Annotated in this window: 18 protein-coding genes; 8 read left to right on the forward strand and 10 right to left on the reverse strand. The window is 73.7% G+C overall.

Annotated features, from left to right (window positions below; genetic code table 11):
• Positions 1 to 96: 96 nt before the first annotated feature.
• Positions 97 to 1,059: a zinc-binding dehydrogenase gene (locus K2224_RS12545; protein WP_221906643.1), complete on the forward strand. Its 963-nt coding sequence runs from the start codon at positions 97 to 99 to the stop codon at positions 1,057 to 1,059.
• Positions 1,060 to 1,085: 26 nt separating this feature from the next.
• A complete protein-coding gene (locus K2224_RS12550) occupies positions 1,086 to 1,688 on the forward strand; it encodes a HutD family protein (protein ID WP_221906644.1) in 603 nt (200 codons plus the stop codon).
• On the opposite strand, the gene K2224_RS12555 is transcribed toward K2224_RS12550, so the two are convergent.
• From K2224_RS12555 to K2224_RS12590, 8 genes are all read right to left on the reverse strand, one after another.
• Positions 1,660 to 2,421, reverse strand: a complete 762-nt coding sequence (locus K2224_RS12555) for an antibiotic biosynthesis monooxygenase (protein ID WP_221906645.1) — start codon at positions 2,419 to 2,421, stop codon at positions 1,660 to 1,662. The two genes, K2224_RS12550 and K2224_RS12555, sit on opposite strands and share 29 nt — an antisense overlap.
• A 174-nt stretch (positions 2,422 to 2,595) precedes the next feature.
• Positions 2,596 to 3,786 carry a PadR family transcriptional regulator gene (locus tag K2224_RS12560; RefSeq protein ID WP_221906646.1) on the reverse strand — a complete coding sequence of 397 codons (1,191 nt, stop codon included), beginning with the start codon at positions 3,784 to 3,786 and terminating at the stop codon, positions 2,596 to 2,598.
• Positions 3,787 to 3,788: 2 nt separating this feature from the next.
• The gene (locus K2224_RS12565) at positions 3,789 to 4,715 is read right to left on the reverse strand and encodes a DUF4097 family beta strand repeat-containing protein (protein WP_221906647.1); all 927 of its coding nucleotides are present in this window, start codon (positions 4,713 to 4,715) and stop codon (positions 3,789 to 3,791) included.
• A 198-nt stretch (positions 4,716 to 4,913) separates the two neighbouring features.
• Positions 4,914 to 5,093, reverse strand: coding sequence for a DUF6104 family protein (locus K2224_RS12570; protein WP_030811338.1), 180 nt, complete (start codon positions 5,091 to 5,093; stop codon positions 4,914 to 4,916).
• A 186-nt stretch (positions 5,094 to 5,279) separates the two neighbouring features.
• Positions 5,280 to 9,062: a multifunctional oxoglutarate decarboxylase/oxoglutarate dehydrogenase thiamine pyrophosphate-binding subunit/dihydrolipoyllysine-residue succinyltransferase subunit gene (locus tag K2224_RS12575; protein ID WP_221906648.1), complete on the reverse strand. Its 3,783-nt coding sequence runs from the start codon at positions 9,060 to 9,062 to the stop codon at positions 5,280 to 5,282.
• Positions 9,063 to 9,299: 237 nt separating this feature from the next.
• Entirely contained in the window at positions 9,300 to 10,424 is a 1,125-nt protein-coding gene (locus K2224_RS12580; RefSeq protein ID WP_221906649.1) for an ATP-binding protein, read from the reverse strand.
• Positions 10,421 to 11,161 carry a response regulator transcription factor gene (locus K2224_RS12585; RefSeq protein WP_039632823.1) on the reverse strand — a complete coding sequence of 247 codons (741 nt, stop codon included), beginning with the start codon at positions 11,159 to 11,161 and terminating at the stop codon, positions 10,421 to 10,423. The genes K2224_RS12580 and K2224_RS12585 overlap by 4 nt, the downstream gene beginning before the upstream one ends.
• 83 nt (positions 11,162 to 11,244) lie before the next feature.
• Positions 11,245 to 12,015: a spermidine synthase gene (locus K2224_RS12590; protein ID WP_221906650.1), complete on the reverse strand. Its 771-nt coding sequence runs from the start codon at positions 12,013 to 12,015 to the stop codon at positions 11,245 to 11,247.
• Positions 12,016 to 12,263: 248 nt separating this feature from the next.
• Here K2224_RS12590 and K2224_RS12595 point away from each other — a divergent pair, with 248 nt between their 5' ends.
• The 3 genes from K2224_RS12595 (at position 12,264) to lon (ending at position 16,858) form a co-directional block, all read left to right on the forward strand.
• Positions 12,264 to 13,130, forward strand: a complete 867-nt coding sequence (locus K2224_RS12595) for a rhomboid-like protein (protein ID WP_221906651.1) — start codon at positions 12,264 to 12,266, stop codon at positions 13,128 to 13,130.
• A gap of 225 nt (positions 13,131 to 13,355) precedes the next feature.
• Positions 13,356 to 14,228, forward strand: a complete 873-nt coding sequence (locus K2224_RS12600; protein ID WP_221906652.1) for a pentapeptide repeat-containing protein — start codon at positions 13,356 to 13,358, stop codon at positions 14,226 to 14,228.
• 188 nt (positions 14,229 to 14,416) lie between these two features.
• Positions 14,417 to 16,858 carry an endopeptidase La gene (gene lon / locus K2224_RS12605; protein ID WP_221906653.1) on the forward strand — a complete coding sequence of 814 codons (2,442 nt, stop codon included), beginning with the start codon at positions 14,417 to 14,419 and terminating at the stop codon, positions 16,856 to 16,858.
• Between the two features lie 78 nt (positions 16,859 to 16,936).
• Here the strand turns inward: lon and K2224_RS12610 are convergent, their stop codons facing one another.
• A complete protein-coding gene (locus tag K2224_RS12610) occupies positions 16,937 to 17,791 on the reverse strand; it encodes a lysozyme (RefSeq protein ID WP_221906654.1) in 855 nt (284 codons plus the stop codon).
• Positions 17,792 to 18,141: 350 nt separating this feature from the next.
• On the opposite strand from K2224_RS12610, the gene K2224_RS12615 reads away from it, so the two are divergent.
• A complete protein-coding gene (locus K2224_RS12615) occupies positions 18,142 to 18,588 on the forward strand; it encodes a MarR family winged helix-turn-helix transcriptional regulator (protein ID WP_221909629.1) in 447 nt (148 codons plus the stop codon).
• Between the two features lie 242 nt (positions 18,589 to 18,830).
• On the opposite strand, the gene K2224_RS12620 is transcribed toward K2224_RS12615, so the two are convergent.
• Positions 18,831 to 19,676: a protein phosphatase 2C domain-containing protein gene (locus K2224_RS12620; protein WP_221906655.1), complete on the reverse strand. Its 846-nt coding sequence runs from the start codon at positions 19,674 to 19,676 to the stop codon at positions 18,831 to 18,833.
• 617 nt (positions 19,677 to 20,293) lie between these two features.
• Here K2224_RS12620 and K2224_RS41355 point away from each other — a divergent pair.
• Together K2224_RS41355 and K2224_RS12630 are read left to right on the forward strand one after the other, a co-directional pair.
• Complete coding sequence (locus K2224_RS41355) at positions 20,294 to 23,464, forward strand: nitrate- and nitrite sensing domain-containing protein (protein ID WP_221906656.1); 3,171 nt, start codon at positions 20,294 to 20,296, stop codon at positions 23,462 to 23,464.
• Positions 23,461 to 23,958: a roadblock/LC7 domain-containing protein gene (locus tag K2224_RS12630; protein ID WP_221906657.1), complete on the forward strand. Its 498-nt coding sequence runs from the start codon at positions 23,461 to 23,463 to the stop codon at positions 23,956 to 23,958. The genes K2224_RS41355 and K2224_RS12630 overlap by 4 nt, the downstream gene beginning before the upstream one ends.
• Positions 23,959 to 23,977: the final 19 nt, after the last annotated feature.

Here is a 23,977-nt window from a genome sequence, read left to right on the forward strand (position 1 = left end):
GCGGTGGGATTCCGGACGCCCACGGCTCCGGCGAGGCGGCGCGTGTCACACCCGCGCCCGCTGTCGCGGCGCGCCCCCGCGGCCTACTTTGGGATCATGTTTGCTGCCTACGCCGCCCGTATCGACCGCGACCAGCCGCTGAACGGCCTCGAACTGGGGGAGCGCCCGGCCCCCGCCGCCCGCCCCGGCTGGACCACCGTCGACGTCAAGGCCGCCTCCCTCAACCACCACGACCTGTGGACGCTGCGCGGCGTCGGGATCACCGAGGAGTCGCTCCCGATGATCCTCGGCTGCGACGCCGCCGGCATCGACGAGCACGGCAACGAGGTCGTGCTGCACTCCGTCATCGGCCAGACCGGCCACGGCGTCGACCCCGACGAGAAGCCCTCCATCCTCACCGAGCGCTACCAGGGCACCTTCGCCGAGCGGGTCACCGTGCCCTCCTGGAACGTCCTCCCCAAGCCCGCCGGCCTGTCGTTCGCGGAGGCCGCGTGCCTGCCCACCGCCTGGCTGACCGCGTACCGGATGCTGTTCACCAACGCCGGGGTCCGGCCCGGGGACAGCGTGCTGGTCCAGGGCGCCGGCGGTGGGGTGGCGACCGCCGCCATCGTCCTGGGCGCCGCCGCCGGCCTGCGGGTCTTCGCCACCAGCCGGGACGAGAGCAAGCGCAAGCGGGCCGTGGAGCTGGGCGCCGAGGCGGCGTTCGCCTCCGGTGAGCGGCTGCCCCGGCGGGTGGACGCGGTGATCGAGACGGTCGGCGCCGCCACCTGGTCGCACTCGGTCAAGTCGCTGCGGCCCGGCGGGACCCTGGTCATCTCGGGCGCCACCAGCGGCTTCACGCCCGAGAACGGGGAGCTGAACCGGATCTTCTTCCTGGAGCTGAAGGTCGTCGGCTCGACGATGGGCAGCAAGGAGGAGCTGGCCGGACTGCTGAGCTTCTGCGCCGCCAAGGGCGTCCGGCCGGTGATCGACTCCACCCTGCCGCTGGACCGGGCACGCGAGGGCTTCGCGAAGATGGCCGAGGGGGAGCTCTTCGGCAAGGTCGTGCTGACGGTGTGACGGTGCGGCGGGGAGGGGACGAGGGCATGCGGATCCTGCGGGCCGACGGGCGGGTGGCCGTGCCGTGGCGCAACGGCGGTGGGCTCACCCGCGAGGTCGCGGCCCACCCGCCGGACGCGGGCTGGGATGCCTTCGCCTGGCGGGTGAGCCTGGCCGAGGTGACCCGGGACGGGCCGTACTCGCCGCTGCCCGGCGTCCGGCGCATCCTCACCGTCGTGGCCGGCGCCGGGCTGGAACTGACGGTGGACGGCGCGCCGCACCGACTCCCCGGCCGCCACCGCCCGTTCGCCTTCTCCGGCGCCGCCGCCACCGACTCCCGGCTGCTCGACGGCCCGGTCGTCAATCTGAACGTGATGGTCCGCGAGGGCCGGACGGCGGCGGGCGTGGAGATGGTGCGCGGCAGCCGGGAGGCGACGGGGCCGGGGACCACGGTGGTGGTCGCGGTGGACGGCGACGCCCGCCTGCTCGGCGGCGGGGCGGGGGAGCCGGGTGTGCGGCTGGGGCGGTACGACGCGGCCGTACTGGAGCCGGCGGACGTCGGGGCGGCGCCGGTGCTGCTGCGGACGGACGGGGTGGCCGCGCTGATCGGGCTGTCAGACGTCAACGGGCCCGCGGGGGCGGGATGTTGACCAGGGTCCGGTAGGGGCGGTAGCAGGCCGCGGGCGGGACGGCCGGGCCGTTCGCCGCCGGCCGGGCCGGGCCGCCCGCCGCAGGGTGTCCGACGGGGACGGCCGGTGCGACGGTGACGCCGGGCAGGTCCGCGATCGCCGCCCGCAGCCGCTCCGAGGTCTCCCCGGTACGGAAGGACTGCCAGGCCGAAGCGTCCGTCCACTCCCCGAAGTTGAGCACCCGGCCGCCGTCCGGGGCGACGTGGAAGTGGGCGCCGAGCAGCCCGGGGACGCGTGCGCGGTCCAGGAGGTCGACGACGGTGTCGGCGAGGGCGCGCTGGGCGTCCGGGCCGGTGGTGGCGAAGACCGGGGTGGTCACGAAGGCGGGCCGGGGTGCGGCGGGGTCCTGGGGGACGTGGCTGCGGTAGTGGCGGTAACGGGTCGGGCCGGGGCGGCGGATGCCCGGGATGGCCTCGTCGATCGGGCCGATGGCCGCGGGGCGCCGGGTGCGCACCCACTCCCGGTGGGCGTCGTCGTCGGTCCACTGCGCGTAGTTGAGGACATGGCTGCCGTCGGTGCTCAGCAGGGTGGCGAGCGCCAGCATCGCGTCGGGGCGCGGCTGGTGCTCCCACGCGTCGAGCACCGCGTCGGCCGCCGGTTGCTGGAAACGGGCGGCCGGAACGAGCCAGGGGCTGACGAGGACGGTGGCGGCGTCGGGGCGGCGGACGTCGGGCAGGCCGGTGACGGACGGCATACGGGCTCCCTGGTGTGTGGGTCGGTGAACAGGAGCCTCGTGCCTCAAGTGCGGTTGAGGTCAAGGGGATCGGGGCCGCGCCGGGCGAGGGGCCCGCTCGCCCTCGTCCCGGCGCGGATCGCCGCATCGGCCGGCGGCGCCTCCGACCCGGGAGTCACGCCTCCGGCTCGGGCGTCACGCCTCCGGGCCCGTCGCCGTCCCCTCCGTCGCCGTCCCCTCCGGACCGGAACGGCGCAGCAGCCCCCCGATCCGGGCGGCGGCGGCCGCCAGCCGGAGGCGGGACTCCGCGAGCTGTTCCGCGGTGACGCCGTGGTCGCGGGCGGCGTCCCGCAGGTCGTCGCGGAAGCGGTCCAGCAGGCGGTCGAAGTCGCGGGCCGGATCGCCGCTGCCCGGTTCGGCGGCCCAAGCGGGCGCGGGCGGTTCGGCCGGGGTCCGCGACGGGGCCTCCCTGCCCTCCCCGGTCTCCCCGGTCGCCTCTTCTTCCTTCGCTTCCCCGGCCTCCTTCGTCAGGTCGATGCGTTCGACCGTGATGTGGGGGCCGTCCTGGGCGCCGGTGCGCTCCGTGCGCCCGGTGTCCTCCGGGGTGCCCGGGGCCGGCTCCTCGGCGCGGCCGGCGCCCGCCGCGCCGCTGGTGTAGTGGCCGACCTCGCGGGAGACCTCGCTCAGCGCGTCCCGCACCGCCGCCGACCAGTCGCCGGAGCGCACCGCCCCCTGGGTCTGCTCCTGGACGCGCCTGATGACGCGTTGCACCTCCTCGCGGGCGAACACCTGGGCGTCCCGGGCCTGTTTGCGGGCCCGCTGGGCCTCCTGCCGGGCGCGGCGGCTCTCCTCCTTGGCGCGGCGGGCCTGCTCCCGCCACTCCTCCTTGGCGCGCCGGAACTCCTCCTTCGCCTGCTGCCAGGCGTCCTTGTCGCCGAACGCGGCGTCGAAGTAGTCCGAGGCCTCCGGGAACGGCCGCCCGCCCTTCCCGGCGCCCGCCCGGGCCTGCTGGGCGGCCTCCCGGACCTCTCGGCGCAGATCGCGCGCCGAGCCGCTGACGTCCTCCCGGATGTCGGAGGCGAGGGCCGCCACCGACTCCCGGATCTCCAGCTCCAGTTCGGCGAGTTCACCGCCGCGGTCGGCCAGCTCGGCGCGGCCGGCGTCGGTGATGGAGTAGACCTTGCGCCCGCCCTCGGTCGTGTGGGTCACCAGGCCCTCGGCCTCCAGCTTGGCCAGCCGCGGGTAGACCGTGCCGGCGGAGGGGGCGTAGAGGCCCTGGAAGCGCTCCTCCAGGAGGCGGATGATCTCGTAGCCGTGCCGCGGGGCCTCGTCGAGCAGCTTGAGGAGATAGAGGCGCAGACGGCCGTGGGCGAAGACGGGGGGCATGCTCAGAGCACCTTCTTCCCGGCGGGCGGGGTCGTGGGGGAGGGGGCGTCGGCAGGTCCGTCGACGGGGCTGTCGCCGACCGGGCCGCCGCCGATGGGGCCGTCCGGCTCCTCGGAGGCGGGGCGGCGCAGCAGGGAGAGGGCGCCGGAGACGGTGGTGGCCTTGAGGCGGCCGGTGCCGGCGCCCAGCGAGCCGGTGATCCGCTTCGTGCCCCACTGGCCGGTGACCCGCAGGTCGTCGAAGGCGTTGGTGACCACGCCGGTGCCGGTGTTGGCGTCCACCTCGGCGTCGGCCGGGTCGGGCAGCCGGATGGCGATCTCGCCGGAGACCGTGCTCAGTTCGATCTGCGCGCCCGCCACCGGGTCCAGGTCCAGGACCATGTCGCCGCTGACGGTCTCGGCGCGCACCGCGCCGCCGATGCCCTCGACGACCGTCAGATCGCCCGAGACGGAGTGGAACGTGAGGTCGCCGGTGAGGGCCTGGGCCTCGACGCTGCCGGAGACGGTCTCGGCGCGGACCGGGCCGGAGAGGCCGACGAGGGTGCTGTCCCCGCTGACCCCGCGCAGCTCCGTGCGGCCCGCGATGCCCGAGACGACCGCGGTGGCGCCGACCACCCCGACCTCGACACGGGTGCCGGCCGGCACCCTCACCGAGACCACCGCGCCGCGGTGCCAGCCCTTGCGCTCCAGGAACTTCAGCAGGCCCTTCCAGGGCAGGTCGTCGTAGCCGACGGTGAGGGTGCCGTCCTCGCAGGAGACGGACACCGGCGGGCCGTGCAGCTCGGCGACCTCCACCCGGGCCGGCCCGGTCTCGGAGGTGCCGACGACATTGACGGTGCCGCCCACCAGGCGCACGGCGAGGGTGGTGACGGGCTCCTCGATCTCCAGCGTGCGGGATGCGGAGACCGTCCACTCGGTCCGGGCTGACATACCTGGCCTCCCCAGGGTAGGCAGACAACGCAACATATCGCGTCTTCGATAAACACGATATATCGCAGCCCGTGGGAGTCAAGTGGGTCCAACCCTGAGCCGGCCCTGAGAAGCCCCCTCCTCATCCCCTGGGTGACGGCCGCCGCCCACCGACCGTCACCCGCCGTACGTCTACGCGCCCTACTCGCCGTAGGCGCCCTACTCGTCGTCCTCGTCGTCCAGCCGGGCCAGCCACGTGGCGAGCCGCTCCACCGGAACCTCGAAGTCCGGGTTGAGGTCGACGAACGTCCGCAGTTGGTCGGCCACCCACCCGAGGGTGACCTCCTCCTCGCCGCGCCGGTTCTCCAGCTCCTCGATACCGCGGTCGGTGAAATACACGTGCTCTCCAGCAGGTCAGCAGGTCAATGGGACAGTTCGGCCAGGATAGGCAGCCGGGCGGACCGCCCGTGCCACGGGCCGCGGACGCCCGGCCGACGTCCGCCGCCCCCGAGAAGCCCGAAGGGCCCGCCCCACCCGAAGGTGGGGACGGGCCCCTCGTGGACCGTGCTCAGCGGCGTCGGACGCTCACGCGTCGAAGACCTCCGCCAGCAGCTGGGCTTGCTCGGCCTGGTGCCGCTTGGCCGAGCCGACCGCCGGCGACGAGCCGTGCGGCCGCGAGATGCGACGCAGGCGCTCACCGTGCGGGACGTCGGCGCCGACCGCCAGGTCCAGGTGGTCGATCAGGTTGAGACCGAGGAACGGCCAGGCACCCTGGTTCGCCGGCTCCTCCTGCGCCCACAGGTACTTCTCGGTGTTCGGGAACTTCTTGATCTCCGCCTGGAGCTCGGCACCCGGCAGCGGGTACAGCCGCTCGATGCGGACCAGCGCGGTGTCGAAGGCGCCGCGCTTCTCCCGCTCCGCCGCCAGGTCGTAGTAGACCTTGCCGGAGCAGAAGACGACCTTGCGGACGTCCTCGGCCTTGACCGTCGAGTCGCCGATGACGGGCCGGAAGCCGCCCGTGGTGAACTCCTCCGTCTTCGACGCCGCCGCCTTCAGACGCAGCATCGACTTCGGGGTGAAGACGATCAGCGGCTTGTGGTGCGGGTTGTGCACCTGCCAGCGCAGCAGGTGGAAGTAGTTCGACGGGAGCGTCGGCATCGCGACGGTCATGTTGTTCTGCGCGCACAGCTGGAGGTAGCGCTCGATCCGGGCCGAGGAGTGGTCCGGGCCCTGGCCCTCGTAGCCGTGCGGGAGCAGCAGGGTGACGCCGGAGGTCTGGCCCCACTTCTGCTCCGCGGAGGAGATGAACTCGTCGATGACGGTCTGCGCGCCGTTGGCGAAGTCGCCGAACTGGGCCTCCCACATCACCAGCGCCTCGGGCCGCTCCAGGGAGTAGCCGTACTCGAAGCCCATCGCCGCGTACTCGCTCAGCAGCGAGTCGTAGACGTTGTAGCGGGCCTGGTCGTCGGAGAGGTAGAGCAGCGGGGTGTAGTCCTCGCCGGTGTTGCGGTCCACCAGCACCGCGTGGCGCTGGCCGAAGGTACCGCGGCGGGAGTCCTGGCCCGACAGCCGGACCGGGGTGCCCTCCATCAGCAGCGAGCCGATGGCCAGCGTCTCGCCCATGCCCCAGTCGATCGTGCCGTCCTCGATCATCTGCGCGCGGCGCTGCAGCTGCGGCAGCAGACGCGGGTGGACGGTGACCCGGTCGGGGATGTTGACCTGGGACTCGGCGATCCGCTTCACGACCTCCTGGGAGACCGCGGTGTCCACGTGGACCGGGAACTCCGCCTGCGGCCGCGGGACCTCGGCCGGGGCCGGGGCGGCGGTGGCGTCCCGCACCTCGGTGAAGACCTTCTCCAGCTGACCCTGGAAGTCCTGCAGCGCCTGCTCGGCCTCTTCCAGCGTGATGTCGCCGCGGCCGATCAGGGACTCGGTGTACAGCTTGCGCACCGAGCGCTTCTTGTCGATCACGTGGTACATCAGCGGCTGCGTGAACTCGGGGTTGTCGGTCTCGTTGTGACCGCGACGCCGGTAGCACAGCAGGTCGATGACCACGTCCTTGTTGAACGCCTGGCGGAACTCGAAGGCGAGCCGGGCGACCCGGACGACGGCCTCGGGGTCGTCGCCGTTGACGTGGAAGATCGGCGCCTCGATCATGCGGGCCACGTCCGTGGCGTACATCGAGGAGCGCGAGGACTCCGGCGCGGCGGTGAAGCCGACCTGGTTGTTGATGACGACGTGGACCGTGCCGCCGGTGCGGTAGCCGCGCAGCTGGGACATGTTCAGCGTCTCGGCGACCACGCCCTGGCCGGCGAAGGCCGCGTCACCGTGGAGCTGGATCGGCAGGACCGTGAAGTCCGTGCCGCCCTTGTTGATGATGTCCTGCTTGGCGCGGGAGACACCCTCGACGACCGGGTCCACGGCCTCCAGGTGGGAGGGGTTGGCGACCAGCGAGACGGTGATCTGCTCACCGTCCAGGCCGGTGAAGGTGCCCTCGGCGCCCAGGTGGTACTTCACGTCGCCGGAGCCGTGCATCGACTTCGGGTCGAGGTTGCCCTCGAACTCCCGGAAGATCTGGGCGTAGGACTTGCCGACGATGTTGGCGAGGACGTTGAGCCGGCCGCGGTGGGCCATGCCGATGACGACCTCGTCCAGCCGCGACTCGGCCGCAGAGTCGATGACCGCGTCCAGCAGCGGGATGACCGACTCGCCGCCCTCCAGCGAGAACCGCTTCTGGCCGACGTACTTGGTCTGGAGGAAGGTCTCGAACGCCTCGGCGGAGTTCAGCCGGCGCAGGATGCGCAGCTGCTCGTCGCGCTCCGGCGACTTGTGCGGGCGCTCGACCCGGTCCTGGATCCACTTGCGCTGCTTGGGGTCCTGGATGTGCATGAACTCGATGCCGGTGGTGCGGCAGTACGAGTCGCGGAGCACGCCCAGGATGTCCCGCAGCTTCATCATCGACTTGCCGGCGAAGCCGCCGACCGCGAACTCCCGCTCCAGGTCCCACAGGGTGAGGCCGTGCTCGGTGATGTCCAGGTCGGGGTGCTTGCGCTGGTGGTACTCCAGCGGGTCGGTGTCGGCCATGACGTGGCCGCGGACCCGGTAGGAGTGGATCAGCTCGAAGACCCGGGCGGCCTTGGTGACGTCGTCGTCGTGCGAGGCGTCGATGTCGCGCAGCCAGCGGATCGGCTCGTAGGGGATCCGCAGCGACTTGAAGATGTCGTCGAAGAAGTCGTTCTCGCCGAGCAGCAGCTGGCTCATGATCCGCAGGAACTCGCCGGAGGCGGCGCCCTGGATCACCCGGTGGTCGTAGGTGCTGGTCAGCGTCATGACCTTGGAGACGCCCAGCTTGTTCAGGGCGTCCTGCGAGGTGCCCTGGAACTCGGCCGGGTAGTCCATCGAGCCGACGCCCATGATCATGGACTGGCCCGGCATCAGACGCGGCACGGAGTGGACGGTGCCGATGCCGCCGGGGTTGGTCAGCGACGCGGTGACGCCGGTGAAGTCGTCCATGGTGAGCTTGTTGTCCCGGGCCCGGCGGACGATGTCCTCGTACGCCTGCCAGAACTCGAAGAAGCTCATGGTCTCGGCCTTCTTGATGGCCGCGACCACCAGCTGGCGCTCGCCCTTCGCCTTGACCAGGTCGATCGCCAGGCCGAGGTTGATGTGCGGGGGCTTGACCAGCGTCGGCTTGCCGTCCTTCTCCGCGAAGGAGTTGTTCATCGACGGCATGGCCTTGAGGGCCTGCACCATCGCGTACCCGATGATGTGCGTGAAGGAGACCTTCCCGCCGCGGGCGCGCTTGAGGTGGTTGTTGATGACGATGCGGTTGTCGAACAGCAGCTTCACCGGGACCGCGCGGACGGACGTGGCCGTCGGCAGCTCCAGGGACGCGCTCATGTTCTTCGCCACGGCAGCCGAGGGGCCGCGCAGCGTCACCAGCTCGGGGCCCGCGGGGGCCTCGGCGGGCTGCTCGGCCGCCGGCTTCGCCACGGGCTTCGCGGGGGCGGTCTTGGCCGGGGCCGCCGCGGCCGGCTTCGCCGGGGCCGCCGCGGCCGGCTTCGCCGGGGCCGCCGGCTGGGCCGCAGGGGCGGCGGGGGGCTTCGGCGCGGCCGCGGGGGCCGGGGCCGACGGAGCCGGGGCGGGGGACGCTGCCTCCGCGGGCTTGGCCGGCGCGGTGGCTCCCCCCGGCTTGTAGTCGGCAAAGAAGTCCCACCAGGCTCGGTCTACCGAGTTCGGGTCCTGGAGGTACTGCTGGTAGATCTCATCGACGAGCCACTCGTTGGGCCCGAACGCGGCAGCGGGATTCTTCCCCTGCTCGCCCTGTTCGGTCGAGACACTCGCACTGTTGGGGGACTGTAGCGACACGGCGGCAACCGCCCTCTTCCGCTTCCTAAGGTGGTGGACAGCGGGAATAAAGGCTACGCCTCTTGTGACCTTTGGTGCAGTCCGGGAGGGCCACTCGTCGCGCACGTCACATTCACCGAAGGGTTTCAGGGCCTGACATGGCGGGAAACACACGTGGTTTGCCCGTGTGCGGGTAGCACTCATGGCCGTAGCACCCCGGAATGAGTGCTCCCACCACCGACCCTACGTCAGACCACGTCAACCCCGGGATGACTCCTGCCCCGGAAGAGTGACCCGGATCCGGCAACCCCGGGGTGATTCGGCCACCCCGATCCGTCCGCCGTGCAGGTCCACCGCCCAGCGTGCGATCGCCAGGCCCAGTCCGGTGCCGCCGTCGGTGCCCGGCCCCGAGGGGCGCGGCCCGCCGCGGTTGAACCGCTCGAAGACCCGGTAGCGCTCCGACTCCGGGATGCCCGGGCCCTCGTCCTGCACCTCCAGCACCAGGCCCTCGGGCCCGTCGCCGCGGCGGGCCCGGACCGTGACCCGGCCGTGCCGCGGACTGTGCTTGATCGCGTTGTCGATGAGATTGGCCACGACCTGGTGCAGCCGCTCGGCGTCGGCGTACGCGGTCAGCTCCGGCGGGGAGACGTCGAGGTGGAGATGGACGTCCGTACGGGTGTGGGTGCCCGAGCCGGCGAGCCCGGAGAGGGTGGCGGCGCCGCGGCTCATGTTGGCCTCCTTGAGCACCCCCGAGAGGTAGGGCCAGACCTCGAAGCGGCGGGTGTGCAGCGGCACCACGCCGTTGTCCAGCCGGGAGAGGTCCAGCAGGTGCTCCACCAGCCGGCCCAGCCGCTCGGTCTGCTTCAGTGCCGTCCGCATGGTGTCGGAGTCGGGCTCGCAGACCCCGTCGACGACGTTCTCCAGCACCGCGCGCAGCGCCGCGATGGGGGTGCGCAGCTCGTGCGAGACGTTGGCGACCAGTTCCTTGCGGTGGGTGTCCACCGCCTCCAGGTCGGCGGCCATGCGGTTGAAGGCGTCGGCGAGGTCGCCGAACTCGTCGCGGCGGTCCGCGCGCACCCGGCGGGTGTAGTCGCCGTGCGCCATGGACCGGGTCACGTCCGTCATCTCACCGAGCGGGGCGGTCAGGCCGGTCGCCACGAACTGGGTGATCAGCAGCGAGGCGATGATCGAGAAGACCGTGATCACCCGCAGCTCGGTGGCCGAGTGCATCGCCACGAACACCAGCAGTGTGGTGATGATCACCGACACGATCACCAGCGCGCCGAGCGCCGCCTTGACCGAGCGGTACGGGTCCAGCGGCCGCAGCGCCTCCCAGACCCGGTCCCACAGGGCCCGCGCCCGCGGCCGCCACCCGCCGGTCATGCGGGCGGGGTCTCCAGGGCGTAGCCGACGCCGTGGACGGTGCGGATCCGCTCGGCACCGATCTTGCGGCGCAGCGCCTTGATGTGGCTGTCGACCGTCCGCGTGCCCGAGGCGTCCGCCCAGTCCCAGACCTCGGCCAGCAGCTGCTCGCGGGAGAGCACCGCGCGCGGGGTGTTCGCCAGGCAGACCAGCAGGTCGAACTCGGTCGGCGTCAGGTGGACGTCGGCGCCGCGCACCCGGACCCGGCGCTGGGCGTGGTCGATCTCCAGCTCGCCCAGCCGCAGGATGCCGCTGCGCGGGGTGTGCGCGGCCAGCGCGGCCCGCTCGACCCGGCGCAGCAGGACGTGCACCCGGGCGGCCAGCTCCCGCATGGAGAACGGCTTGGTCATGTAGTCGTCGGCGCCGACGCCGAGGCCGACCAGCATGTCGGTCTCGTCGTCGCGTGCGGTGAGCATCATCACCGGCACCGGGCGCTGCGCCTGCACCCGGCGGCACACCTCCAGGCCGTCGAAGCCCGGCAGCATCACGTCCAGGACGAGCAGGTCGGGCTGCCACGCCTCGGCGGTGTCGACCGCGGCCGGGCCGTCGGTGGCCGTCTGCACCTGGAAGCCCTCGGCGCGCAGCCGGGCCGCGATGGCTTCGACGATCGTCGGATCGTCCTCCACGACCAGGACCCGGCGCTGGGCGCCCGGCGTGGCCGCGGTGGTGCCGCCCTGGGTTGTCTGAGTCTGGTCCATCGCCCGCCCCTGCATGTGCCCTGCGTGGTCGCGTCTTGCTGGGCAGCAGCGTAAGGGCATGATGTGACAGTCGGCTACGCGCCCTACGCGGACCGGAGCGCCAGGTGGACGACGTCCGGGACTCCTCGGGCAACGGGGATCTCTTCGGTCCGTACACCCTCGAAACCGGCATTTCCCAGCGCCCGTTCGAAGTCCCGCGACGGCTGTGCCGACCACACGGCGAGCACTCCGCCGGGGGTCAGGCGGTCCCGGCAGGCGGCCAGTCCGGCGGGGGAGTACAGGCTGTCGTTGTCCTTGGTGACGGTCCAGTCGGGGCCGTTGTCGATGTCCAGGCACAGGGCGTCGTAGGCGAGTTGGCCGGCTCGGCCGCGTTCCGGGCGCAGGTGCGCGACCAGGTCGGCGTGCCGGATCTCGGTGCGCGGATCGGCCAGCGCGCCCCCCGACAGCGCCGCCAGCGGGCCGGTGCGGTGCCAGTCGATCACCGCCGACTCCCGCTCCACGACGGTGATCCGGCCCCAGCGCGGCTCGGCTGCGGCCCGGGCCAGCGAGAAGCCCACGCCCAGTCCGCCGATCAGCACCGAGGGGGCCGCGCGGTCCGGTGGCAGGGCCGCCAGCGCGGCGTCCACCAGCAGCCGTTCGGAGCGGCCGTCGGAGGTGTCCATGAGGAAGCAGCCGTTGGCGATGATCTCGTACACCGGGCCGCTTTCCCCGTGCCCCGTAAGGGCGTTGGGGTTTTCGGCGGCTGGGCCCCGCCGTCGCAGCACCACCTCTCCGTAGGGGCCCTCGCGGCGGTCGAGGGTGTGTACGGCCGGCTCGTCGCCGGCGGCCGGAAGCCAGGGGTGAACGGGAGCCATGCGGCCATCTTGGCCAACGCCGGGCGGCTCGGTCCAACGGTCGGCGGGCGGGGGAGCATCAGTGCGCGCGGCGACAGCCGCTCCGGTGGAGCCGGTGCCTGCACCGGGGCGCGCGGCGGCCGCCACGCCGACGCGGCGCATCGCACGGAGGTTGAGGGCTGTGAGGGATATCACTCACACAGCTGACTCATGGGTTGGCCGTGCAAAGTGGACCGCGGACGGTGCGCGGGTGGCGGAAGGGACCGGGGATGGCGAGTGCGGTGGAGGTGGCCGGCGGCGCGCCGGCCTCGGAGGGCGTGGGCGGCGAGGGCGCTCCGGTGCTGCTGCCCGGGGTGCCCCGGCAGCGCGGGGGCGCGGCCGCGGCCGCCGCCCCGGTCGCCGCGGCCGAACCGGTCGAGCCGCCCGCATCGGTCGCCCCGGCCGGCCGCCGCGCCGCGGGCCCCCGCCTCCGGCGGCTGCTCCCCACCCCCACCGGCACCCCCTTCACCTTCTGTTACGCACTGCTGCTCGTGGGCACCTCGCTCTACGCGGAGCACGGCGACCCCTCCGTGGTGTCCGCGCTGCTCCAGGGCTCCAGTACGGACGTGGTGCACCTCACCCAGGCACCGCTGCCGGTGCTGATCGCCAGCGCCCTGTGGAGCGCCGGCGGACTCGCCTCGGGCTTCGCCGTCGCCTTCCTCTTCGTGCTGACCGCCCTGGAGCGGCGGATCGGCGGGGTGCGCACCGCGACGGTCTTCTTCGGCGGGCACGCGCTGGCCACCCTGGCGACCGAGGTGCCGGTCGCCTTCTCGGTCGCCGCCGGGGAACTGCCGGAGAGCTCGCTGCACCGCCTCGACTACGGCATCAGCTTCGGCGTGATGACCTGCATCGGGGCGCTCGCCGGGCTGCTGCCCGCCTGGGGGCGCTGGCCGCTGCTGGCGGTGGGCGGCTTCCAGGCGCTGAGCGGCCTGCTCGACTACGTGGACCCGATGACCGACTGGGGCCATCTGCTCTCACTCGCCCTGGGCGTCGCCGCCTGGCCACTGCTCCACTACTGGTGGCGGCAGCGCACCGGGCCCGCGCCACTGCCGGGCGACCTGGGCCACCCGGCGCTGCGGGCGGCGCGGGTGCCCTAGGGCGGGTCGTCAAACTCCCGCCCCCCGGGCGGACGACGGGAGTTCGACGACCCGCCCTAGGGGCGAGGGGATGCGGCCCCCGGCCCACGGGGGCGCTCCGTGTCGCCGCTGCCGGGGCGCCCGGACGATGTGCCGGACGACCTGCCGGGCTGCGATCGCGGAGAATGGGGCCTTCGCGGGTGTCGTGACGAAGGGGCCCGCCGGCCGCAGGAGCAGAGAAGAACCGTGTCGCACGAGCGCCGCCGACCCGCCGAGGACCGCCCGTCCGCCCCGCCGCAGAGCCCGGACGGCCCGGACGCCGCCCGGCTCCCGCTGCTCTCCGACTGCGGGAACTGCTTCGGGCTGTGCTGTGTGGCGCTGCCGTTCGCGCGGTCGGCGGACTTCGCCCTGGACAAGGAGGCCGGGCGGCCCTGCCCGAACCTCCAGGACGACTTCCGCTGCGGCGTCCACCGGGACCTGCGGCAGCGCGGCTTCTCCGGCTGCACCGTCTTCGAGTGCTTCGGCGCCGGGCAGAAGGTCTCCCAGGTCACCTTCGGGGGGACGGACTGGCGGAGCGCGCCGGAGACCGCCCGGCCGATGTTCGACGCGTTCGCCGTGATGCGCCAGCTCCACGAACTGCTCTGGTACCTGACCGAGGCGGTCGCGCTGCCCCCCGCCCGCCCGGTGCGCGACGAGTTGCGTGCCCTCCTGGAGAGGACCGAGCGGCTGACCCTGGGCACCGCCGAGGAACTGGCCGCGCTGGACGTGGCCGCCCACCGCGGTGCGGTCAACGTCCTGCTGCTGCGGGTCAGTGAGCTGGTCCGGGCGAAGGTCCCGGGCCGGAAGAAGGAGCGGCGCGGCGCGGACCTGATGGGCGCGCGCCTCAAGGGCGCGGACCTGAAGGGCGCGAACCTGCGCGGGGCGTATCTCATCGCCGCCGACCTCCGGGGCGCCGACCTGCGGTCCGCGGACATGATCGGCGCCGACCTCCGGGACGCCGATCTGCGCGGCGCCGACCTCACCGGCAGCATCTTCCTGACGCAGGCCCAGGTGAACGCCGCCCGGGGCGACGCGGCCACCAGGCTGCCGCGCGGTCTGCGCCGCCCCGGCCACTGGTAGCGCCGGCCCTCCCCTCCGGCCGGGGCCCACGCCCCGCGCCCCGCGCCCGTGCCTCGCGCGCCACGCCCCTTGCTGCGCAACCGAGTTGCCCGCGGCTGATCGCTCAGAGCGAACGCGCCTCGGGGAACAATGGCGGGACCCTCAGCATTGAGTGGGTAAAGCTCAACTTGCTTGCCGAAGGGGAGATCATGACTGCTGAGTCTGCTCGGTCGACGGAGTCCACCTCGCTCACCCTGCCCGTGCTGCCCCTCGACGACGAGGTCGTCCTGCCCGGCATGGTGGTGCCCCTGGACCTGTCCGACGCCGAGGTGCGCGCCGCGGTGGAGGCCGCCCAGGCCGCCGCCCCCTCGGGCGGCAAGCCCCGGGTGCTGCTGGTCCCGCGGATCGACGGGACGTACGCGGCGATCGGCACGCTCGGGCGGATCGAGCAGGTGGGACGGCTGTCCGACGGCGATCCGGGAGCCCTCATCCGGGGCCTGGGCCGGGTCCGGATCGGCGCCGGCACCACCGGCCCGGGCGCCGCGCTCTGGGTGGAGGGGGCCATCGTCGAGGAGAAGGTCCCCGACCCCCTCCCCGGAGCCGTCACCGAACTCGTCACCGAGTACAAGGCGCTGGCCACCAGCTGGCTGCGCAAGCGCGGCGCCTGGCAGGTCGTGGACCGCGTCACCGGCATCGACGACGTCCCCGCACTCGCCGACAACACCGGGTACCTGCCGTTCCTGACCGGCGAGCAGAAGCTCCAGCTGCTGGAGACCGCCGAGCCGGTCGCCCGCCTGAAGTACGCCACCGAAGTGCTCCGCTCCCACCTCGCCGAACAGGACGTCGCCGAGTCCATCGCCAAGGACGTCCAGGAGGGCGTCGAGAAGCAGCAGCGAGAGTTCCTGCTGCGCCGTCAGCTGGAGGCCGTCCGCAAGGAGCTGCGCCAGCTGAACGGCGAGAACGCCGGGAACGCAGCCGGGGAGCCCGACGACTACCGCGCCCGCGTGGAGGCCGCAGACCTGCCGGAGAAGGTCCGCGAGGCGGCTCTGAAGGAGGTCGACAAGCTGGAGCGGGCCGGCGACCAGAACCCCGAGGGCAGCTGGATCCGCACCTGGCTCGACACCGTCCTGGAACTCCCCTGGAACGAACGCACCGAGGACGCCTACGACATCGCCGGCGCCAAGGAGGTCCTGGACGCCGACCACGCGGGCCTGGAGGACGTCAAGGAACGGATCACCGAGTACCTGGCCGTGCGCAAGCGGCGCTCGGAGCGCGGGCCGGGACCCGTCGACGGGCGACGGGCGGGCGGGGCCGTGCTGGCGCTCGTCGGGCCGCCGGGCGTCGGCAAGACGTCGCTGGGGGAGTCCGTGGCGCGGGCCATGGGGCGGAAGTTCGTGCGGGTCGCCCTGGGCGGCGTCCGGGACGAGGCGGAGATCCGCGGCCACCGGCGCACCTACGTCGGCGCGCTCCCCGGCCGGATCGTGCGGGCCGTCAAGGAGGCCGGCTCGATGAACCCGGTCGTCCTCCTCGACGAGATCGACAAGGTGGGCTCCGACTACCGGGGCGACCCGGCCGCCGCCCTCCTGGAGGTGCTGGACCCGGCGCAGAACCACACCTTCCGGGACCACTACCTGGAGGTCGAACTGGACCTCTCCGACGTGGTGTTCCTGGCCACCGCCAACGTCCTGGAGGCCATCCCGGAGCCGCTGCTGGACCGGATGGAACTGGTCCGGCTGGACGGCTACACCGAGGACGAGAAGATCGTCATCGCCCGGGACCACCTGGTGCCGCGTCAGCTGGAGCGGGCCGGACTCGCGCCCGACGAGGTGACCGTGACCGACGACGCGCTGCGCCGACTGGCCGGCGAGTACACCCGCGAGGCGGGCGTGCGGAATCTGGAGCGCGCGATCGCCAGGCTGCTGCGCAAGGTGGCCGCCCGGCACGAACTGGGCGAGCAGGAGCTGCCGTTCACCCTCGGCGCGGACGCGCTGCGCCCGCTCATCGGGCGCCCGCGCCACACCCCGGAGTCCGCCCAGGACCCGGCCGAGCGGCGGACCGCGGTGCCCGGCGTCGTCACCGGTCTCGCGGTCACCGGCGCCGGCGGCGACGTGCTCTACATCGAGGCGTCGCTGGCCGACCCCGAGACCGGCGCCTCCGGTCTGCGGCTGACCGGCCAGCTGGGCGACGTGATGAAGGAGTCGGCGCACATCGCGCTGTCCTTCCTGCGCTCGCACGGCGCCGAACTGGAGCTCCCGGTGGGCGACCTGAAGGAGCGCGGCGTCCATCTGCACATCCCGGCCGGCGCCGTCCCCAAGGACGGCCCGAGCGCGGGCATCACGATGACCACCGCGCTGGCCTCGCTGTTGTCGGGCCGCCAGGTCCGCCCGGACGTCGCGATGACGGGCGAGGTCTCGCTCACCGGCCGGGTGCTGCCGATCGGCGGCGTCAAGCAGAAGCTGCTGGCCGCGCACCGGGCCGGCATCACCACCGTGATCATCCCCAAGCGCAACGAACCGGATCTGGACGACGTCCCGGCCGAGGTCCTCGAAGCGCTGGAGGTGCACCCGGTGGCGGACGTCCGGCAGGTGCTGGAGCTGGCCCTGACGCCGGCCGCGAACGGGCAGCGGCCCGAGTTCCCGGTAGCGGCGTAGGCGCGGCGAGGACGGCGCGGACGGGGCGCGGACCGCGGAGGCCGGCCCGGGGGAGACCCGGGCCGGCCTCCGGGCGCGTCAGCCGTTGGCCAGCGCCTGGAGCCGGTCGTAGGCCCCGTTGAACCGGTTGTGGTCGCCGACCGTCGCACCGGTCGAGGTGTACTGCCAGATGGTGTGGAAGCCCCAGCCGCCCGGGAGTTCACCGACCGACGAGCCGTAGCGCGGGACCCACAGCGGGTTGATCGCGCCGAACGCGCCGGAGTTGCCGGTGCACTGCTTCCACCAGCTGGTGGAGGTGTAGACGACGGCGTCCCGGCCGGTGCGCGCCTTGTAGGTGGCGAACCAGTCCTTCATCCAGTTCACCAGCCCGGCCGCGCTCAGCCCGTAACAGGTCGAGCCGTAGGGGTTGTACTCCATGTCCAGCGCACCGGGCAGCGTCCTGCCGTCCTTGGACCAGCCGCCTCCGTGGTCCACGAAGTAGTTGGCCTGGGCCACGCCGCTGGAGGTGTCGGGCGTGGCGAAGTGGTAGGCGCCGCGGATCATGCCGACGTCGTAGGAGCCGTTGTACTGCTGCGCGAAGGACGGGTTGGTGTAGCTGGTGGACTCGGTGGCCTTGACGTAGGCGAACTTCACGCCGCTGTTCCACAGCGTCGACCAGGCGACGCTGCCGTTGTGGCTGCTGACGTCCACGCCCTCGACGGACGCGGTCAGCGAGGGCAGCGGCGGCAGCAGGCCGCCCCTGCCCTCGTGCTTGGCGATCTGGGAGCCGGCCCAGTCCTGCGCCGGGTGGGTGGGCTCGGGCGCGCGGTGCCGGGCCGCGGCACCGGCCGTGCCGGGCAGGCCGACGAGGGAGACGGTCGCGAGAAGGGCCCCGGCCACGAGTGCGCGGGAGCGCGGGGAACGGTACGGGGAGCCGGATCTGAGCACGGACATGTACTGCCTCCGTGGATCTCGGTGGATCTCGGTGCGGTGACTTCGTGGGGAAGTGACCTTGAGGGGGAGGTGCCGGCGTACTGGAGCCCACACGTTTGGTGTGGTCATGCCACAAATGACGATACGCGCGTAGACCCCCGTGACAATAGGGGGGCGCGGGCTGCCGTTGGTCTAAGCCTGCGAAATACTGGCCCAACTGCGGCTCCGCACGGAACGGGAAAGAAAATTTCAGCCGGACGGAAACGCGGGGCGAACACGGCGAGGGGAATTGCTGGACATGCGGACAACGCGGGAAGGGTGCTGACGTGCACGACACCGGAGCCGGCGATACCACCTCGGACGGCGAGCCGATGGGTGTGGACCCGGCATTCCTGTCCCTGGAACGCGAATTGGCGGTATTCCTGCGCCGCGCCCGCGCCTCCTCCGGTGAACTCGCCCGCGAGGTCCACCCCGACCTCGAACCGGCCGCCTACGGGCTGCTCGTGCGGCTCGCCGACGCCGGCTCCCAGCGCGCCACCGACCTCGCGGCGTTCTTCGGCGTCGGCAAGGCGACGATAAGCCGCCAACTGCACGCCCTGGAGCGGCTCGGGCTGGTCGCCCGTGCGCCGGATCCGGCCGACGGGCGCGCGGTGCTGGTGCGGATCACCGACGAGGGGCGGGAGCGCTTCAACCGCGTCCGTACCGCGCGCCGCGCCCGTTACGCCCGGCGGCTCGCCTCGTGGGAGCGGGCCGAGGTCGCGGAGTTGGCGCGGTTGCTGCATCGGCTGAATGCGGAGCAGGAGGGGGAGGAGGGGTAGCTCCCTCCTGGACCGCGCCCCCGCGCGGGGGCTTGGGCGCCGGGCGCTGGGTGCGGCCCCTACCTCCGGCCCGGTCGTCCGTGGTGCCGGGTCCGGGGGCGGAGGGCCGGTGGTCGGCACATGTTGTCCTGGTGACCCTTGGCCCGTTCCGTCGGCCATGTGCGGGTCGCCCCGGTAGCTCCCGCCGGCGGCCGGCCCCTCCTGCCGGCCGCCGGGGCCCGGTCGTTGCCGGTGCGATGGCGCTACGGCGCCACATGGATCACCGCCGCGTCGTCCCGGGCCTTTCCTCGGGGGTGGGTGGCGCATTCCGGGTCGGCGGCCTCCAGTTGCCGCACGCGGTCGATCAGGGCCTGGGGGCCGGACTCGGCGACCAGGGTTGCGCACTCGGACCAGGAGCCCGCGTGGAAGACGTCCACCCAGCGGCCGGCGCCGTCGGTCAGTGCGGTCAGCGAGCGGACGGCGGTGCGCGGGGTGGTGCCGGTGATCGCGCGGGACGCGACGGACGGGTCGGCGGCCGCGGTGAAGAAGCCGCCCTCGGCGTTCCGCAGGGCCTCCACCGCGCGGACGTACTCCCGGGCCGCGGTGGCGCGTTCGGCCGTGCCGCGGGGCAGTGCCCGGACCGCCGTGCGCCGGTCGCGGACCGCGGGCGGGAGCTCGTCGAGCCGGGTGTCCCGTACCGGATGCACCGAGCCGTCCGCCTTCTCCAGGAGCAGTACGGAATCGGACAGCACCAGGTGTTCCACGGTCTCCGGGGACCAGCGCGCGGCGACCACCGTCGCCTGCGGCGTACGGGGGTGAGAAAGGTCACAGGTGGTGCGGTGGGCTTCGGCCGTTCTCGCGACGGCGGCGGCGAGCGCCTCAGTGAGCGTCATGTCGCGGTGTGAAACCGACAGTTCGAGCATTGCGCCCCCGAGCCGCGCGGTGAACCACGGCACGGAATGGACACAGCCGAAGTCCCCCTCCGGCGGGGTCACCCCGTCCAGCAGGACCAGGGCGCCGCCCTCCCCGGACGCCGGCAGGGCGACCGACGCGTAGTCCTCGTTGGGGCGTTGGGGATCGCCCGGCTCGGTGGCGAGTTCGATGCGCATGCGGGAAAGTCTGCCGGAGGTGGCCGGAAACGAGCGGTGGCCGGCGGCCGCGGCGGGTGAGCGGGCAGGGGCGGGCACGCGGGGCCCCGGGGCACGGGCCCGAATGCGGGCGCGCATCCTTTCAGGACCGCCACGCATCTCCAAACCCATCGGGGGGTTGCGCGAGGTTGCGGCCGAAACTGCCGCCACACGGAAGTTGATGGCCAAACTCCGATTGTTGTTCACTCGTTCAGGTGGCCGGACATGTGTTGCCGAGCCACTGCGCGGCGCCGATGGAATGGTCGATTCCCGGAGTAACCGGGGTGGTCAGGACGTTCGTCGCGACGCGCAGAGCCGGGCTGTTCCCCTCTCGCGGAACGGTGCGCTGCCGCGGTCGTCGCGCAGACTCGCCCCGCGAACGGTGAGCGGACCGGGTCCGCGACGCCGGCACGGCGTGGGCAGGCGAGACAGGAATGCGAGCAGCGGTGCGGAAGAAGCGGCTTCGGGGCGGCGCAGGGAAGCCGGGCTCACCGGCCGGACCGGTCTCGGTACCGGGCACGGGATCCGGTGCGGGACCGGGCGCGGGCGGCGGCACGGACGGCTCGGGACGGCGTCCCGCGCGGGTCCGCAACCGGCTCATGGCAGCCGTCGCCGTGGTCGCCGTCGCCGTCCTGGGAGCCGGCGCCCCCGCGCTGATGACCGCCGCCGGCAACGCCCGGGACAGCCAGCACCTGGTCGACCTCGCCGGGCTGAACGCGCACGCCGTCACCCTCGCGCACTCCCTCGCCGACGAGCGCGACGCGATGACCGCGTACGTCGCCGCCGGCCGCACCGGCCGCAACGTCACCCAGGCCCCCACCGACGACCAGCGGGCCCAGGTCGACCGGCAGATCGACGAACTGCGCAGCCAGGCCCAGGGCGTGGCCGGTGACACCGGCGCCCTCGCCGCCGCCGACAAGCTCCTCAAGCAGCTGCCCGACACCCGCCAGACGGCGCTCTCCGGGCCCGCCACCGCCGACCAGGTCTACGACGCCTACAGCGAGGCCGTCGCGGCGCTCGGCGCGCTCGGCGACGACATCGCCCGCGGCCTGCCCGCACGGGCCGACGGCGGGGCCGCCGACACCCGGGCGCTGCCCGACCTCGGCCGGGCCGTCGACCAGGCCGCCGGCACCCGCGCGCTGCTGCTCGCCGGGCTCAAGGCGGGCGGCTCCCAGCCCCGGCTGACCGCCGCCGCGCAGGTCGCCCACCTCCGCGAGCAGGGCGCCCTCGGCGACTTCCACCAGATCGCCAGCCAGAGCGCCCGGGACCGCTTCCAGCGCACTGTCAACGGCACCGACGTCGACGCCGCCGAGCGCTACCTCACCAAGCTCACCGACCAGCCCGTCCTCGACGCCGCGGACATGGCGCTCAGCCGGCGCCGGGTGCAGGCCGCGCTGACCGCCCGGGTCGGCCTGATGCGGGGCGTCGAGTCGGCCGTCGCCACCGCCGAGATCCAGCGCCTGGGCCGGCTGCGCGACGACGACGTGACGGCCCTGGAGATCGCCGTCGGCCTGGAGGGCCTCTGCCTCCTGGTGGCCGTCGGCACCGCCGTCTGGGCCGCCCGCACCATGACCCAGCCGCTGGCCGCGCTGCGGCTCGGTGCCAAGCGGCTGGCGGCCGACCCCGGCCACGAGGACCCCATTGACTACAAGGGCCGCAACGACGAGTTCGCCGCCGCCGTCCGGTCCGTCAACGCGCTGCACACCCAGGTCGCCGAGACCGCCCGGCGCGCCGCCGAGTGGGAGGGCGAGCGCAAGCGCCTGGTCGGCGGCCGGCAGCGGCTGGTCGCCGAGCGGGAGGCCCTCCAGGAGCAGGCGGAGGCGCTCAAGGAGGAGGTCGCCGCGCTCGACGAGCGGCTGGCGGTGCTGCGCACCGGCGTCCACGGCCGGTTCGTCAACCTCTCGCTGCGCACCCTGGGCCTGGTGGAGCGCCAACTCGCGGTCCTGGAGTCCCTGGAGGAGAGCGAGCAGGACCCGGAGCGACTGGACACCCTCTTCAAGCTGGACCACTTCGCCGCGCGGATGCGCCGCAACAGCGAGAACCTGCTGGTCCTGGCCGGCGCCGAACAGCACGGCAGCAGCCACCCCGGGCCGGTGCCGCTGCTCGACATGCTGCGCGCCGCGGTCAGCGAGATCGAGCGGTACGAGCGGGTGCGGATCACGTCGCTGCCGCCGCACGCCCAGGTCGCCGGGTTCGTCGCCGACGACCTCAGCCACCTGGTCGCCGAACTCCTGGAGAACGCCACCGCGTTCTCCCCGCCGGACGCCCATGTCGAGCTGTCCGGCTGGCTGCTGGAGAGCGGCGAGCTGATGCTCTCGGTCGAGGACGAGGGCATCGGGATGACCGCGGACCGGCTGGCCGAGGTCAACGAGCGGCTCGCGGACGCCGAGACCGCGTCCACCTCCGAGACCGTGGACGAGGCGCTGGGCCTGGGCCTGTACGTGGTGGTGCGGCTGGCCGCCCGGCACGGCGTGCGGGTGCAGCTGCGCGACCGCAAGCAGGGCGGGATCACCGCCGTCGTCGTGCTGCCCGGCTCGATCCTGCCGAACCGTCCGGCGCCGGTGCCGCCCGCCCGCTCGGCGGAGAGGGGCGCGCCGTCCGCGCCGGCCCTCCCGGGCTCGGTCGCGGAGGCCAACTCCAACACCCTGCAGACCCGGACGAACCGGGTCGACCCGGCGGAACGGCCGACGGCCCCCGAACCCGACCCCGAGCCTGCCCCGGCGGTGCCCGCGCCGGAGCCCGCGCCGGAGCCCGCCCCCGAGCGGCGGCCGGCCGGCCGGCGGGGGCTCGCCGCGGACCCGTTCGTCGCCGCGGCCGAGCGCGCCATCGACGCGGCGGGGCTGGGCCACCCGGCCCCCGGGGAGGCCACCGGGCCGGCGGAGGCGGCGGAGCCGGCCGACGCTGCCGAACAGCCGGAAGCGGCGGAGGCACCGGAACGGGCGGAGGCAGCACAACCGGCCGCGGCAGCGGACCCGTTGGCGGCACCGGACCCGGCCGAGGCTGCGGACCCGGCCGAGGCTGCGGACCCGGCGGAGGCCGCCGAACCCGCGGAGGCCGCGGAACCGGCAGCGCCCGCCGCCCCGCTCGTACCGCCCCAGGCCCGGCCCCGCTCCCGGGGCCCGGCCGAGCCGTCCGCCGAGTCGCCCGCCGCGCCGGCGTCCGCGGCGCGGCCCGAACCGAGCCCGTACGGACCGCAGTCGCCCGGCCCGTACGCCTCCGCCGGGACCGCCGCCGGCACCACCGGCGAGCACACCCGTCCCGGGGAGAACCCGCCGCCGGCCGGGGACGCGTCCCCGACCGAGAGCGGCCCGGCCGCCCCGGCACCCGGGAAGGGGCGGCACGCCGCCCCGGCACCCGCCGTCGCCGACCCGTACGCCATCGGGCCGGACCAGCACACCCGCCCGGCCCCGGAGCCCGCCGCGGCCCCGGAACCGGCCCACCCGGACCAGGCGTCCCAAGGGGAGGCACCACCGGCGCCGGCAACCGGCGCGTCCCGACCGCAGCGCCGGACCAGCACCGGGCTGCCCAAACGCACCCCGAAGAACGTGGCGCAGAAGCAGGCGCCGGCCGCGCCCCGCAGGACCGGCGCGGCCAACGCCGAGGCCCTGCGCCGCCGGCTCGGCGGATTCCAGCAGGGGGCACGGGAGGGCCGCCGCGATGTGGCGGCCGAGATCGCGGAACGCACCGCGGAGCAGACCATCCCAGTGAAGGACACCGACGGAGCGGGGGCCCCGGGAGACAGCCATACCGGCGAGGAGGCACGCGATTGAAGGCGCAAGCGCCCACGGCGCATGGACAGGGACTGAGCACCCAGGCACGTAACCTGCACTGGCTGCTGAGCGATCTGGTCGACGAGGTGCCCGGCATCCACTCGGTCGCGGTGGTCTCCTCCGACGGCCTGCTGCTGCTCTCCTCCGACCCCGAGCGGGCGGCGGCGGGCACCGTGGCGCACGTCGGCGACGACGGCCCCCAGGGCTCCAGCGCCGACCTCGCCACCATCGTGTCCGGCCTCGGCAGCCTCACCAACGGGGCCGCGCAGCTGATGGACGGCGGAACGGTCAAGCAGACGATGGTCGCGATGGACGAGGGCAGCCTGTTCGTGATGTCGATCAGCGACGGCTCGCTGCTCGGCGTGCACGCCACCCCCGACTGCGACATGAGCACCATCGCCTACCACATGGCCCTCTTCGTCGGCCGGGCCGGCCACGTCCTGACCCCCGAACTCCGCACCGAACTCCGCAAGTCGATGGAGAGCGCCCAGTGACCGAGCGAAGCCAGCGAAC

It is taken from the genome of Streptomyces sp. BHT-5-2 (assembly GCF_019774615.1).
In the GTDB taxonomy this organism is placed as follows: Bacteria; Actinomycetota; Actinomycetes; order Streptomycetales; family Streptomycetaceae; genus Streptomyces.